Here is a 13,670-nt window from a genome sequence, read left to right as displayed (position 1 = left end):
GTGCTCATCCAACCAATTCTCCATTTTAAGCTCCCAGTATCATCCAAATGCCCACAAGCGGGACGCGGCAACATCCGCAAGGACCGAAAGTGCCAGCGACGCAGAGTCTCGCGCAGGGCCGAACAGGCCGATCGGCGCCTTGATACGTGCCAGTTCGATTTCGCTGTGCCCCAGTCTCAACAATCGGTCGAGACGCTGTCGGTGCGTCCGCCTGCTCCCCAGAGCGCCAAGGTAAAAGCATGAGGTTTGCAGCGCCGCTTCAAGCACCGGAATTTCCTGCTCCAAGTCATGATGCAGAAGCAGGACGGCCGAAAAGGGGTCAACGATCTCTCGGATCAAACTCGATCCTCTGTCTGGAGCCAAGACAGTTACCTCAAATCCCGAACATTCGGCGAGGCGTGCAACGCTTCGCACTTCGATCGTCTGCCCTGAGATGATCACTTTTATGCTGGGACGATAGATGGTCAAAAAACTGATCGTGTCCACGTAGGTGGTGTAGCTGGCGGCTGATTGCCGTGCTTTCCGCCCCAGGTCGGAGCGATTATCAGCGGGCCACAGCGGGCAAGCTGATTTGGGGATCATCGCTCATTTGAGCCATGGTCTCAAGGGTCAGGTATCTGCCTCGCTGGACGGTCCACTCATCGTTCGCCTCCATGAGCAATGCGCCGACGAGACGGACTATGGCTTCATCGTTGGGAAAGATGCCGACGACCTCGGTGCGGCGTTTGATTTCGCCGTTGAGACGCTCAATCGGATTCGTCGAGTGCAACTTCGCCCGGTGCTCTTTCGGAAAGGTCATGTAGGCGAGCACATCGTCTTCAGCGTCATCCATGATCATGGCGAGCTTCGGCACTTTTGGTCTGATCTGGTCGGCGACGCTGCGCCATTGAGCGCTGGCCGCCTCCGGCGTCTCCTGGGCAAAGGCTGTAGCGATGAAGGCGGAAACAACTCGCCTCCCGCTCTTTCCGGCATGTGCCAGCGCATTCCTCATGAAGTGAACGCGGCACCGCTGCCATGTGGCGTTGAGAACCTTGGAAACGGCAGCTTTGATGCCCTCATGCGCATCGGAGACAACCAGCTTCACCCCGCGTAGACCTCGCCGTGTCAGCCGACGCAAAAACTCCGTCCAGATTGGCTCAGCTTCCGATGTGCCGACTTCCATACCCAGGACTTCGCGCCGACCGTCGCTGTTGACCCCGACCGCAATGATGACGGCGACCGAGACGATCCGGCCGCCACGCCGGACCTTGAGGTAGGTCGCATCGACCCAAACATAGGGCCATTCGCCTTCAATGGGGCGGTCAAGGAACGCCTTCACCTTGACGTCGATCTCCTCGCACAGCCGCGACACCTGGCTTTTGGAGATGCCGCTCATCCCCATCGCTTTGACCAGATCATCGACCGACCGCGTCGATATTCCTTGGATATACGCCTCCTGGATAACAGCCGTCAGAGCCTTCTCTGCCATGCGGCGCGGTTCGAGGAAGGTCGGAAAGTAGCTGCCCTTGCGCAGCTTCGGAATGCGAAGCTCGACCGTGCCAGCTCGCGTCTCCCAATCGCGGTCACGGTAGCCGTTGCGCTGTGCAAGCCGCATCGGGTTCTTCTCCCCGAACCCTGCACCCGTAACTGAGCCGACCTCCAGCTCCATCAGCCGTTCAGCGGCAAAGCCGATCATCTCGCGCAACAAATCGGCATCAGCGCTCTTCTCAACGAGCGAGCGCACGTTCATCATGTCAGTGGTCATCAGTGATCTTTCCGTCAGGTTGTGTCTTGAACAACCCGACCCTAGCGGAAAACACTGATGGCCGCCCGCACAGCCCCTCACTCGCTACAGCGCCATTTGGGGGCGCGCTCGCGAGCGGCTGTGCTACCGCCGAACTACACCACTCGGTGGGACACGATCTAAAAACTGCCGCCTACCCATCCGGCGCGGTCCGCCGGGCTGGCCAGGACCAGCGACTGTCGCTCTGGCCAGTACCGGAGACCGATGGCTTGGCGTTGCTTCAGGTATGTGAGGGCTTTTTCGATTTCTTCGACGCGTCGCAAGACATGGATCGCGACCGTGATCCCGCCTCCGCAAGGAAGCACAACGTCGAGGAACGGGGAACCATCACCGAACAACACGAAACGGTCGCATCCGTCTGCCATGGCAAGAAGTGCTTCAGCGGCGACCGCGGCTTCGACACATCCGCCGGAAACGTACCCCGCAAAGCGACCGTCGCTTAGGATGATCACCTGAGAGCCGAGTGCACGAGCCGCGCCGCCGCGAATCTCGACGAGTGTTGCTATCGCAACCTGTCCTGCCTTGAAGGCGTCAGCGGCGAACGTGAGGAGTTCAATCGGTTCATCCGTGATAAGCGCTCTGACAGGTGTTGGCAGCGCGTGAAGTGAGATATCGTTCACATCAGATCCATACGGTCGACCGGCGCCGCCTCCTCGGCGCCAGCTTTAAGGGCAAGAATGGAGGCGCCCCGCTTGCCGCGCGGTGTCTTCATCTGCGCGGCAACGGCGATTCAGATGGGATAACCCGCCCCGGCAGCTTGTCTCAGTCTCAAACCCGCAACAACGCCTTGATCGCGCGGCGTTCGTCCATCGCGCGGTAACCTTCTGCGACGTCAGCGAGGGGAATTTCGAGATCGAAGACCTTACCCGGGTTTATTTCCCGGTTAAGCACCAAATCCATCAAGTACGGAAGATAGCGACGAACGGGAGCCGGGCCGCCCATCAGGCTCTTCTGGGCAAAGAACAAGGTCTGTCCGTCGATCTGAACACCATGCGGAACTCCCACAAAGCCGATATGCCCGCCGGGTCGAGCGCAGTTCATCGCCTGCGTCATGGCTTCTTGCGTTCCTACGCACTCAAGCACGGATTCGGCGCCCACGCCGCCGGTCAGTTCCTTGATCCGGGCCACACCTTCGTCGCCTCGTTCCGAGACGATGTGCGTCGCGCCGAACTCCAGCGCGAGGTCCTGGCGGCTCTTGTGCCGGCTCATGGCGATGATCTTGTCGGCCCCCATCTGCTTGGCGGAAAGCACGCCCATCAGCCCGACGGCCCCGTCGCCGACGACGACCGCCGTTGAGCCAGGCTGTACCCGGGCCGCATCGGCCGCGTACCAGCCCGTACCAAGGACATCCGAAACGGCCAAAAGGCTCGGAATGAGATCGTCGGCCGGCATCTCCGGCGTTGCGACCAGGGTGCCGTCAGCAAGAGGAATTCTGGCATAGGGCGCCTGCGCACCCGACATGAACTCCCGCTGCTCGCAGGAGGATGGAAACCCGAAGCGGCAGTGCGGACATGTGTTGTCGGAAATGCAGAAGGATCCCACGACGAACTGGCCAGGTTTTACCGTCTTGACCTCGTCGCCGACTTCGACGACCACGCCGCAATATTCATGACCCATATGAGCCGGCCCGCCCATCGGCTGGAGCCCGCGGTAGGGCCAGAGATCGGAACCACAAACACAGGACGCCGCCAGCTTGATGATAGCGTCGGTGGGCTTGAGGATTTTCGGCTCGGCGACCTCCTCACAACGGATGTCGCCTTTGCCGTGCAGAACCGTAGCCAGCATGCTTCACTCCCTTTCGATGGTGTCAGGACAAGCGCTCGATGCGAAGCGGAAATTCGCCGCGCGTCAGCAGGGGCTCGACGCCGCCATCAACGCGACCGAGCCGGATGAGATCTCTGGTGGAGACGTAATTTCCGTAGAAGAAGGCGAGATTGCCCCACGGGATATAGTAGCAGAGGTCCCCGGGGGCTGTGTCTGGAAAGGGGCCTCTTGCTTCCAGGTTGAGCTTACGCGGCAGATAGGCAATTTTCTCATTGCCGAAATCCGAGAACGTCAAATCGAGCGGAAGCATCGAGGCAAAGTCACGTGCAGACTGATTGTCGTAGAGTGTCACCGTGACGTCGTGATCGGCAAAAATGAAGCGTACCTTCATGTTCGTCTCCTCAGTCCATCCGAGGCGCGGCTGGATCGCGCCGTCAACGCCGCCGCTGAGCAAAGTCGGTGTGTGAGCGCGCGGGCCTGTTTCATTTTGAACGCTCCCAATCAATGCACGCCGCCCAAGCGGCCACCGACGAACCCAGCAGAAGTGCTGCCGCCAAAGTGAACGAACTCCACCATCCGCTCCAGTCGAACAGGATCCCACCAGCAGCCGCGCCAACGGTAATGGCAAACTGGATGACAGCGACCTGGAGGCCCCCGCCCGCCTCTGCGTCGTCGTGGAGAACCCTGCTCAGCCATGTTCCCCATCCGACGGGGGCGGCGGTGCCGAAAAAGCCCCATGCAATCAGAAGGGCCGCAACTGCAACCTTTACCGAGCCAAAGGCAATGAGCATTGCAGCTATCGCCGCCATGACAAGGGGAATGCAGATAACGATCGAATAGAGACGCGTAGCAAGCAGCGAACTGATGCTCCAGGTCCCGATGACGCCGGCGAGGCCCATCAACAACAGCACCAGAGACAAAGCGGAAACGGAGTAGCCTGAGACGGACTCGAGGAAAGGTCTTAGATAGGTGAACAGGGCGAATTGGCCCATGAACAGCAACAGGATTGCTGTCATGCCAATCGCAACCTGCCTGCGCTTGAGTAGTCGGAAAACATTGCCGGTAGCGCTTCTTTGGCGCGGCGGCAGCGAGGGCATGCTCAGCCATTGCCGGACAAGCGCAGTCAGTGCCAGCGGTACCACAAAAAAGAATGCCCCACGCCAACCAATGTAGTCGCCCAGAAAGCTGCCCAGCGGTGCGGAAATTGTCGCCGCAATCGCGTTCCCAGCATTCAGGATCGCAAGACCTTTCGGCACAGCGCTCGCCGGCAGAAGGCGCATGACAATCGCGGTAGACATCGACCAAAAGCCGCCAATTGCGATACCGAGCAAGGCGCGGCCGATCATCAGGAGTGTGTAGTTCGGGGCAAACGTAACGATGAGCCCCGAAACGACCAAGAGAAGCGACAACGAGGACAGGACGGCCTTGCGATCGATGTTGCGTGTGATGCCTGCGATGAACAGGCTTGTCACCACGGCGAACAGTCCCGAAATCGAGATTGCCTGTCCGACCTGGCCCTCGGTCATGGCAAGATCGTTTGCGATCGGCGTCAAAAGACTGACGGGCATGAACTCCGAGGCGATCAGCACCGCGACGCACAGTGCCATGGAAACAACGGCGCCCCACGCTGCAGCGGGTCTCGTTATGGTTTTATCATATGTCACTTGTGTCATGATGTTACGCCCTTCAGCTCACGGGTGGTTTTCTCCCCCCGACTGACTAGCATTCCGGAAGCAATCGAATTAGCCGCCGCGGCTCACTTGCATTAATCGAAGTGGCGCATAAATCTGCGAAAGGGCAAAGTCCCAAGTGGCGACGCCGAGTAACGACGACGCCACCATGCCAGATTGTTTCCAAAGCCCTAGTGCGAGCCAAGGAACTCGATAATCGCCCGCCGCTCGTCAGCGTTATTGAAGCGCTGCGTCATGCGCGTTCCGCGCACCATGGCGCCGGGGTTAGCGAGGAAGGTCTCCAAGGTCTCCGGCGTCCACGTCACGCCGGATCCTTTAAGGGCGGGAGAATACTTGAAGCCCTCGACACTTCCGGCCGACCGGCCGATCACACCCTGCAGATGAGGGCCAACACCGTTTCGAGTGGTGGCAGGTGGATGGCAGGCGCCGCAGCGCTGTTGAAACAGCCGCTCGCCTGGTGACGCGTCCGTTCCTTGGGCATAAGCAGGCGCACAAGCGCCTGCCATGATGAGAGAGGCCAATGAGGCAAGGATGAGCGTCTTCAACCGTCGACTTCCTTGAGATCGAGTTTGGACAGAGGCAGGCTTCGGATACGTTTGCCGGCGAGCACCGAAAGGGCGTTGGCCACCGCCGGTGGAACACCAGGTAAGCCCGGTTCACCGATACCGCCCATGGGCGCACCGCTTTCGACGATCCGGACATGGACCCGCGGCATGCGATCCGGCGTCAGGATCTGATAGCCGTCGTAGTTGCGTGCTTGCGGCATGCCGTCCACGTAGACCACTTCTTCAAGGAGGGCCGAGGAAAGACCAAGGGCAACGGCCGAGTTCATCTGCGCTTCGATGATTGCGGGATTGACGATGCTGCCCGGATCGATTGCCACCCAGACATCATGGACGGCGATGTCACCTTCTCGCAGCGATACTTCGGCGATCGTCGCAACCTCGCTGCCAAAGGGTGAGGCCATGGCAACCCCTCTCGCCCGCCGGGTGCCGTCTTCGGCAACAAACGGACCTCGTTTCCACCCGCCGGCGAGATCGGCCACCGCTTCCAGAAGCGTCCTGTGGCGCGGACTGCCGGCCAGCAGACGAAGACGCAACTCATAAGGATCCTGCTGACCTGCATCGGCCAACTCGTCGAGGAACGTCTCGTAGAAAAAGTCGTTCATCGAGTGGCCGACGGAACGCCAGAAGCCGATGATGGCGGGATCATCCACGTGGATCTGGCCGACACGGCGGTTGGGGATCGCATAGACTTTGCCGGCGATACCCTCGACGGCGGAGCTGTCGACCTTGTCGGGCTGGCGACCAAACCAGCGGCCCGTGGGTCCTTCTCCGACCGCGACCGCCGAGAGTGCCACCGGCATACCGCTGGCATCAAGTCCGCCGCGGAAACGGACCGCCGCCATCGGCCTGAGCGCGTCACGCAAGAACTCCTCCTCACGGCTCCAAAGGAGCTTGATCGGACGCCCGACCGCCTTCGCAAGCTGGATCGCCTGGGGATACGGGTTCGCTGTCTGATAGAGAAAATGCCGTCCGAAGAAGCCACCCAGCATCGGCGAATGAATGATGACCTTTTCCGGCGCGATGCCAGCGACCTTCGCGGCATCGGCCTGAAACATCTCGGGTGCCTGGTTGGGTAGCCATAACTCGAGGGATCCATCCTCGTTCCAGCGCGCGAGCGCCGATGGGGGTTCGAGCTGGCCGTGCACGAGATAAGGCGCGTCATAGAACGCCTCGACCACGCGCGCTGCGCCCGCAAGCGCACCAGCCGCATCGCCCTCCGTTTCGAAGGCTACGCCGTCGCCGGACGCCGCTTTCAATTTCGCCATATGCGCTGCGGACGAAAAATCGGCTGGCATCGGGTGCGATGCCGTGGAAGCGGCCTCAGTCCAGTTCACCTGCAAGGCCTCGACAGCGCGGCGGGCGCGCCACCAACTGTTGGCGACCACGGCAACTGCGCCCGGAAGTCTGTGGACGGAATGGACGCCGGGCATGCCGCGAACCTCAGCTTCATTCTGCATGGCCCCTGGCTCGCCGCCGAGCCGCGGGCTGTGCTGGACAGCGGCGTAGAGCATGCCGTCGATCTTCTGATCGATGGAGTACTTCGCCTTGCCCGTTGATTTGTCGCGCGCGTCAAGCCGCGCAAACGGCTTGCCGATCCAGCGGAAGTTCGCCCGATCTCGGAGCGGAACCTCAGCCGGCAATGGCAACGCGGCAGCGTCGTCGGCTATTTCGCCATAAGGGACCGTACGACTTGATGCGGCGTGGATCACTTTGCCTGGTTCAGTCGAAAGCTCGGATACAGGCACGCCAAGCTTTGCTGCCGCCGCCTGAAGGAGCATGTGCCGCGCGGACGCGCCGAGTTTGCGCATCGTGTCGTAGCTCATGCGGACGGACATACTGCCGCCTGTGAAACGCCCGCCGCCCGTCAGGAGGTAGTCGGGACCGGGCGGCGCACCTTCGACAACGAAGTTCGCGGGATCGACATCCAGCTCCTCACCGACGATCTGCGCCATGGCGGTGAAGATCCCCTGCCCTCCTTCGATGAAGGCACTGCGGAAAAGGACGGTGCTATCGGGCCGGATTTCCAGGAATGCCGCAACCCGGGAGCCTGGTGTGATAGCCGCAGGCGCGGCCGCCAACGCGCGGGTCCGGCTCGCCGGAAGGGTAACGCCAAGAACAAGCGCGCCCAGCGACGCGCCAAGAAAGCCGCGACGGGATACCTTGAAAGGCTTGCCGTCCTCGCTGGCCAGAACCTCGGGGGCAATGGGCGTCATGTCATTCATGGTGCACCTCCGATCAAGCTTGGGCGGCGTCGCGGACGGCCGCGGCGATTGCGTTGTAGGTGCCACAGCGACAGAGGTTGACCATTGCGCCGGCAATGTCGTCGTCACTCGGTTTGGGCGTTTGCTTCAAAAGGGCGGTGGCCCCCATGACCTGGCCGGACTGGCAGTAGCCGCATTGGGCGACCTGGTTGGAAACCCAGGCCTCGACGATCTTCTGGCCGATCGGATCATCAGCAACGGCTTCGATCGTCATGATCTCAGTGCCGGCGACGCTTTCTACCGGCGTGACGCAGGATCGCGTTGCCTGCCCGTCGACAAGCACCGTGCAGGCGCCGCATTGGGCGAGCCCGCAACCATATTTCGTGCCCGTCATTCCAAGCTCGTCGCGCAGAACCCAAAGCAGCGGCGTATCGGGTTCGATGTCGACCTGATGCTTTGTCCCATTGATCGTGAGTTCCATAGTGGTCTCCTCGGGTTGCACGTGATGCCTCGAACCAGGGCCGAACTGTCTCACCGCACACGCTAGCAAAGGACGCGGCTATGGATTAGTTGCCGTGCTTCGCTTACATTTATCGATGTGACGCATAAATGGGCAGGACCAAGCGGGAAGCGATGGCCAGAGAAGACTTCAACGACCTCCTATGGTTCCTCGCCGTTGCCGAGGAACGAAACTTTACGAGGGCGGCCGCCAAACTTGGCATAACCCAGTCGACGCTAAGCCATACGATAAAGCGGCTTGAAACCAGAATGGGGCTGAGACTGCTGACGCGTACCACTCGAAGCGTCGCGTTGACCGAAGCCGGAGATCGCGTCTTTCAGTCGCTTTCGCCCAGGATATCCGCCATCAGGAGCGATCTGGCAGCGTTGACAGCGTTGCGCGACACGCCGTCGGGTACGATTAAGATCACCCTGTCGGACCATGCGCTCGAAACCATCGTTTGGCCAAAACTGCAGCCGATCCTTTCGAAATATCCCGACATCAAGATCGAATTGAGCCGTGACAATGGCCTGCGCAACATCGTGGAGGATGGCTTTGACGCTGGCGTGAGGCTGGGCGAGAGTATCGAGAAAGATATGATCGCGGTCAGAATTGGACCCGACTGGCGGATGTTGGCCGTCGCCTCGCCCAGGTATCTTGCCGGTCGAGTGGTTCCCCAACATCCGCAGGATCTGATGCAGCACGACTGCATCAACATGCGGCAGGCAACCGGCGGCGGCCTCTATACCTGGGAATTTGAGAAGAAAGGGCAGGAGCTTCGCGTCAGGGTCGACGGGCAACTCACGTTCAACACTTCCTATCCGATGGTAGATGCTGCGGTGGCCGGCCATGGCATTGCTTTTTTGCCGGAAGACCTGGCGACCGCACATATTGAAGCGGGACGTCTGGTTGCGCTGCTATCAGACTGGTCCCCACCCTTCTCCGGCTATTATATTTACTATCCGAGCCGACATCAGAACTCGCCGGCATTCAAGGTGGTGGTGGACGCATTGCGGTATCAAAGATCGTAAGTGCGGTTCACAGGTGCGTTTCAATCCACTTGCTCCATCTCGCTCGGGACCGCGTGCTGACGCCGGCTCGGCCCCTTTCTGCTTTTCTGCTGTTCGGTGCGAGGGAGATACCAGACGGCGATCGGTCGGCGGCGCCCGCGCACCAAGCGGACCTGATCCGGCTGCAGTCCCCGGACAACGGACGCCGGGTTCGAGCTTTGAGCTCGAGCTGCGGTAAGCAGATCTTCGCTGACTGCGAGTGATGCGCCGATCTTGCGCGTCAGCCGTTCGAGCCTGCTTGCAACGTTCACGGTATCGCCCAACACCGTGTATTCCAGGCGGCGCTCGTCTCCGATGTTTCCGGCGATTACCTCACCATAGTGAACGCCGATGCCAACCTCAATGATATGTTCGCCGCGAGCGCGGCGCTGCTCGTTCCCGAGCCGGACCTGCTCCAGCATGTCGCGGGCGCATGACAGCGCTCGCGCGGCGTCATCCGGCCGGGGACGTGGGGTGCCGAAGTGCACCATGATCTCGTCGCCGATGTATTTGTCCACGGTCCCGCCATGGGCGAACGCAACGGTTGCCAGGCGGGCATGGAACTCCTTCAGCAGTTTCACGAGCTCCGCCGGCGCAAGCCGCTCCGATATATTGGTAAAACCAACTATGTCGGCAAACAGGATTGCGGCAGTCTGGAGCAAGGGTTCCCCGAAGCCGCTCGACACGCTCGACAGCTCACGCACGATGTTCGGCGAAAAGTAGCGTGACAAGGCACTGCGTTGAGCTTCTGCTGCAACCTGACTGCGCACCAGCCTGCGCGAACGCCAAACGGAAATCGCAAGGATGACCGTGACAAGCACCAGGAACATCGTCTGATAGGAGAGATTAATCAGGCTGACAGAGCGGGGATCTAGCACCAGTGCAATGATGTCTGCGTCACTAACGCCACCATTCAGCAAATCACTTCCATAGGCGATTGAGTTGGGCCGCGTGGCGATCCAGCAGTAGGCGATGTTCCAGAGGACGATCGTGACCACGCCGCTCCAGACGACCAGGGCCGGCGAGTAGCTGAGCGCCATGCTCACAAGGAACACGCCCAGATACAGGAAGTTCGGCAGGCGAAGATTGAGTTGGGAGGTCCAGCCTTCGACGGCGAACGGCGATGGCGTCACAAAGATATAGGTCAAGACCGCGGCATCAACGACCACGAACAACCAAGTCGCCACCGTCGCGTAGCGACTGTTGCGAGCCAAGCCAAAGGAAACTGCATTGAGAAGTGCAAACGCTACGATGGCCACCACATAGAGGCCCGAGCGGTCGAGAGGCACGGCAAGGAGCGCCCCCGCTGCGAGCGTGCCGAGGGCGACCAGTCGGCCCCAGAACATATAGGCGAGACCCTCATTGACTTCGCGGTCGATAGCGTCTCCAAGCGCATTCGACGAGCCGGACCAAGCGCCCCTTTCACCTACCGCGAACCGCTTGCTCGCGAGCCGTGCGACGCCCCTCAAGGCTGTCCTCCAAAGCTGCAGGTCTGCATGAAATCGCATTCTCGTCGATGCTTTCCTTGAAAAAGATCCGTGCGGTTGCCGAGGTGGTGCGCGCTCCGTCCGATGTGGTGGGGATTATAGCCGCCATCGCCAGGATCGATTAGAGCTGGAAACGCGCAAGCGGTTATGATGAGGCTCAATGAATTGTATCGACAGCCACACCCCACTCCCGCTCTTTCCGAGCACGGTCCCGCTGTCGAGTTCGATCGCGTATTCTACTCCTGGCAACCAATGGACGTTCCAGCCCACAGAAAGCGAAGGCAGTATCCTCGACGCTTGCCGCCTCGCGCAGCATTCATGAAATACACCCATGACTACAAACGATCCGACAGAGGTAATCGGATCACGTTCGGCCAGTTATAGTCGCTGATATCGAACGAATGCGCAGCGTTTCGCCCCGCGACCGTTGCATCGGGCAGCGTGTCCTAGTTGAAATGTCGAAGAGAACCGAACAAATGCGAAGCCCCAACCGCCAAATGACTGCGATCCTTTTCGCAGCCTTCTTCACTACTTTGGCTCCCAGCGCCTTCGCACAGACAAAGCATCGCAAGGCGACGCCTGTAGTCGGCACGGTGGTGCGGTTCACCGGCGGATCGACGTCGGTGGACGTAAAAATAGGCGAAGACAACCCAGCAGTCCGTGACTTTCTTTCAATGCTCCCGCTCAAGCTGAAGCTTGAGGAGTTCACCGGTCGCGAAAAAATCAGCTATCTCCCTCGGAAACTTAAGCACACCGGATCACCCGGATCCGATCCTGAAGACGGTGACCTCATCTACTTCATTCCCTGGGGAAATCTCGGCTTCTATTACAATACGGCCGGAATCGATTACTCGAACCAAACCATTCACATCGGCACCTACAAGGCGTCGTTGGGTACACTCGAGAAGCTTGCGGACCAGCCAGTCACCGTCAAGATTCTCCAATAGCGGCTGCCATGGCGCCACAGTCATGCGTCGAGCAAACCACGATCAGGCAGCTGGTCGAATAGTTGCTGAAGGTTTTTTGAATGCACGGCGAGAAGTGACGGTTGCCACCCTGTGTGTTCCGGCCCGCGTTGGAAAACCTTGGAAAGGCGGAGGCCGTGGGACGCCTCGATCTGTCGGCGATTGACCGTCGACGGCGCACCCCTCGCCATGAAGGGATTCGGACTACATTCCCGTGCCCATTGTTAATTAAGCGAGCACGTTAATTAACAAGAAAGCCGTTTTGTTTATTAAGAAGCAGTGCTATTTAACGTCAGCACGACAATCGACTCGGGAAGGCAATGAACAGCAACGACCCCGATACCAACGGGCGGCTGGGCCGCTTCGTCGAAACCGCTGTCGGTGGTGAACGCGTCAAGGCGTTTGTGCCGCCTCCCCTTCCCCCGGTTCCGCCAATCGCGATCACCGGCCTGCTCACTCGTCTTAGCGCGGCCGAGCGGGCGCTCGGACGGCTCGATGGCGTTTCCGTGTTGTTGCCCAACAAGGAACTGTTCCTCTACATGTATGTACGCAAGGAGGCGGTCCTATCATCCCAAATTGAGGGCACTCAATCGACGCTTTCCGACCTACTTCGCTTCGAAACGGAAGCGATCGGTGGCGAGCCCGTCGACGATATTCGCGAAGTCTCCAATTACGTCGACGCCATGATGTTCGGTCTCGAGCGTCTGGAACAGCTACCACTATCTCTGCGCCTCATTCGGGAAATGCATCAGCGATTGTTGGACAGCGGCCGCGGTGGGACGAAGAGCCCTGGTGAATTCCGCACGTCCCAGAACTGGATCGGCGGAACTCGACCGGGAAACGCAATGTTCGTGCCCCCTCCTCCCAATGAAGTCATGAGTTGCCTGGGGGAATGGGAGAGGTTTGTTCATCTGGACACGCCCGACATTCCGCCTCTGATCAAGGCAGGGCTCATTCACGTTCAGTTTGAAACCATCCATCCTTTCCTGGACGGCAATGGCCGTCTCGGCCGGCTTTTGATCACGCTATTCCTTTGCGCCACCGGCGTACTTCGACAACCCCTGCTTTACCTCAGCCTCTATTTCAAATCGCGTAGGGCCGATTATTACCGCCTGCTGCAGGAAGTCCGCGAATACGGCACCTGGGAAGCATGGCTCGAGTTCTTCCTCGACGGGATCGCCGAAACAGCGGAACAGGCTTTTGAGACCGCCAATCAAATTGCACGGCTGTTCGAGGGCGACCGCGAACGCATCGTAAGGGAGTCTGAACGTACGGGATCGGTCCTCCAGATCCACGAAACCATGCGCACCAGCCCTTATCTGACCGCTACCACGGCAATGAAGCGGAGCGGCCTGACAATGCCAACGGTCAACGCGGCCCTCGAGCAACTCCAGCGACTCGGGATCGTTGAAGAAGCGACGGGGCGGCGCCGTGGCCGGGTATTCGTCTATCGCGCCTACATGGACATACTGAGCGACGGAGCAAGCGGCTAAGGCGTTCCCGTCGATACATTAATGCGATCCTGAACACACAAATCCGTAACATATTGAGATTGCGGCCTTTCTGCCGATTAAGGCCGGGGGAACTGACTTGTCCGTCAAAGCCTACGAACGCCGCCAGACCTTGACGGCGGATAGCAACTGAATCGCCGAGAGTGGTTCTTGT

The 13,670-nt window shown here is 59.9% G+C and carries 12 protein-coding genes and 1 pseudogene; 3 read left to right on the top strand and 10 right to left on the bottom strand.

What is annotated here, in order from left to right:
* Nucleotides 1–39: 39 nt before the first annotated feature.
* The 9 genes and pseudogenes from QM996_RS29880 to QM996_RS29840 form a co-directional block, all read right to left on the bottom strand.
* Nucleotides 40–582, bottom strand: a complete 543-nt coding sequence (locus QM996_RS29880; protein WP_334197433.1) for an XdhC family protein — start codon at nt 580–582, stop codon at nt 40–42.
* Nucleotides 545–1,744 carry an IS256 family transposase gene (locus tag QM996_RS29875; RefSeq protein WP_058328756.1) on the bottom strand — a complete coding sequence of 400 codons (1,200 nt, stop codon included), beginning with the start codon at nt 1,742–1,744 and terminating at the stop codon, nt 545–547. The genes QM996_RS29880 and QM996_RS29875 overlap by 38 nt, the downstream gene beginning before the upstream one ends.
* Nucleotides 1,745–1,905: 161 nt before the next feature.
* A pseudogene (locus tag QM996_RS29870) lies at nt 1,906–2,403 on the bottom strand (XdhC family protein); the annotation flags it as partial.
* A 148-nt stretch (nt 2,404–2,551) separates the two neighbouring features.
* Entirely contained in the window at nt 2,552–3,568 is a 1,017-nt protein-coding gene (locus QM996_RS29865; RefSeq protein WP_334197432.1) for a zinc-dependent alcohol dehydrogenase family protein, read from the bottom strand.
* 22 nt (nt 3,569–3,590) lie between these two features.
* Nucleotides 3,591–3,974 (bottom strand): cyclophilin-like fold protein, encoded by a 384-nt coding sequence (locus tag QM996_RS29860; protein ID WP_244495553.1) that lies wholly within the window; start codon nt 3,972–3,974, stop codon nt 3,591–3,593.
* A 55-nt stretch (nt 3,975–4,029) separates the two neighbouring features.
* Nucleotides 4,030–5,220 (bottom strand): MFS transporter, encoded by a 1,191-nt coding sequence (locus tag QM996_RS29855; protein ID WP_334197431.1) that lies wholly within the window; start codon nt 5,218–5,220, stop codon nt 4,030–4,032.
* Nucleotides 5,221–5,408: 188 nt separating this feature from the next.
* The gene (locus QM996_RS29850; RefSeq protein ID WP_334197430.1) at nt 5,409–5,783 is read right to left on the bottom strand and encodes a c-type cytochrome; all 375 of its coding nucleotides are present in this window, start codon (nt 5,781–5,783) and stop codon (nt 5,409–5,411) included.
* Nucleotides 5,780–8,026 carry a xanthine dehydrogenase family protein molybdopterin-binding subunit gene (locus QM996_RS29845; RefSeq protein ID WP_334197429.1) on the bottom strand — a complete coding sequence of 749 codons (2,247 nt, stop codon included), beginning with the start codon at nt 8,024–8,026 and terminating at the stop codon, nt 5,780–5,782. Before QM996_RS29845 ends, QM996_RS29850 begins: the two co-directional genes overlap by 4 nt.
* Nucleotides 8,027–8,039: 13 nt before the next feature.
* Nucleotides 8,040–8,486, bottom strand: coding sequence for a (2Fe-2S)-binding protein (locus QM996_RS29840; RefSeq protein WP_334197428.1), 447 nt, complete (start codon nt 8,484–8,486; stop codon nt 8,040–8,042).
* Between the two features lie 152 nt (nt 8,487–8,638).
* Here QM996_RS29840 and QM996_RS29835 point away from each other — a divergent pair, with 152 nt between their 5' ends.
* Complete coding sequence (locus tag QM996_RS29835; protein WP_334198715.1) at nt 8,639–9,535, top strand: LysR family transcriptional regulator; 897 nt, start codon at nt 8,639–8,641, stop codon at nt 9,533–9,535.
* A gap of 20 nt (nt 9,536–9,555) precedes the next feature.
* Here QM996_RS29835 and QM996_RS29830 read toward each other — a convergent pair whose 3' ends face one another.
* On the bottom strand, nt 9,556–11,022 hold the full coding sequence (locus QM996_RS29830; protein WP_334197427.1) for an adenylate/guanylate cyclase domain-containing protein: 1,467 nt from the start codon (nt 11,020–11,022) through the stop codon (nt 9,556–9,558).
* Between the two features lie 515 nt (nt 11,023–11,537).
* Between QM996_RS29830 and QM996_RS29825 the strand changes: the two genes are divergently transcribed.
* A complete protein-coding gene (locus tag QM996_RS29825; RefSeq protein ID WP_500270429.1) occupies nt 11,538–11,987 on the top strand; it encodes a cyclophilin-like fold protein in 450 nt (149 codons plus the stop codon).
* A gap of 338 nt (nt 11,988–12,325) precedes the next feature.
* A complete protein-coding gene (locus QM996_RS29820) occupies nt 12,326–13,498 on the top strand; it encodes a Fic family protein (protein WP_334197425.1) in 1,173 nt (390 codons plus the stop codon).
* The last annotated feature ends 172 nt before the right edge of the window (nt 13,499–13,670 follow it).

It is taken from the genome of Sinorhizobium chiapasense, from assembly GCF_045277575.1.
In the GTDB taxonomy this organism is placed as follows: domain Bacteria; phylum Pseudomonadota; class Alphaproteobacteria; order Rhizobiales; family Rhizobiaceae; genus Ensifer; species Ensifer chiapasense_A.
The sequence above is the reverse complement of the archived record's forward strand: the minus strand, read 5'-3'. Positions and strand labels throughout refer to the sequence as shown.

Bases quoted from the DNA above. Each gene is read 5' to 3' on its own strand.
- QM996_RS29835 (WP_334198715.1), top strand. From the start codon at position 8,639: ATGGCCAGAGAAGACTTCAACGACCTCCTATGGTTCCTCGCCGTTGCC.
- QM996_RS29840 (WP_334197428.1), bottom strand. From the start codon at position 8,486: ATGGAACTCACGATCAATGGGACAAAGCATCAGGTCGACATCGAACCC.
- QM996_RS29845 (WP_334197429.1), bottom strand. From the start codon at position 8,026: ATGAATGACATGACGCCCATTGCCCCCGAGGTTCTGGCCAGCGAGGAC.
- QM996_RS29820 (WP_334197425.1), top strand. From the start codon at position 12,326: ATGAACAGCAACGACCCCGATACCAACGGGCGGCTGGGCCGCTTCGTC.
- QM996_RS29880 (WP_334197433.1), bottom strand. From the start codon at position 582: ATGATCCCCAAATCAGCTTGCCCGCTGTGGCCCGCTGATAATCGCTCC.
- QM996_RS29875 (WP_058328756.1), bottom strand. From the start codon at position 1,744: ATGACCACTGACATGATGAACGTGCGCTCGCTCGTTGAGAAGAGCGCT.
- QM996_RS29865 (WP_334197432.1), bottom strand. From the start codon at position 3,568: ATGCTGGCTACGGTTCTGCACGGCAAAGGCGACATCCGTTGTGAGGAG.
- QM996_RS29855 (WP_334197431.1), bottom strand. From the start codon at position 5,220: ATGACACAAGTGACATATGATAAAACCATAACGAGACCCGCTGCAGCG.
- QM996_RS29825 (WP_500270429.1), top strand. From the start codon at position 11,538: ATGACTGCGATCCTTTTCGCAGCCTTCTTCACTACTTTGGCTCCCAGC.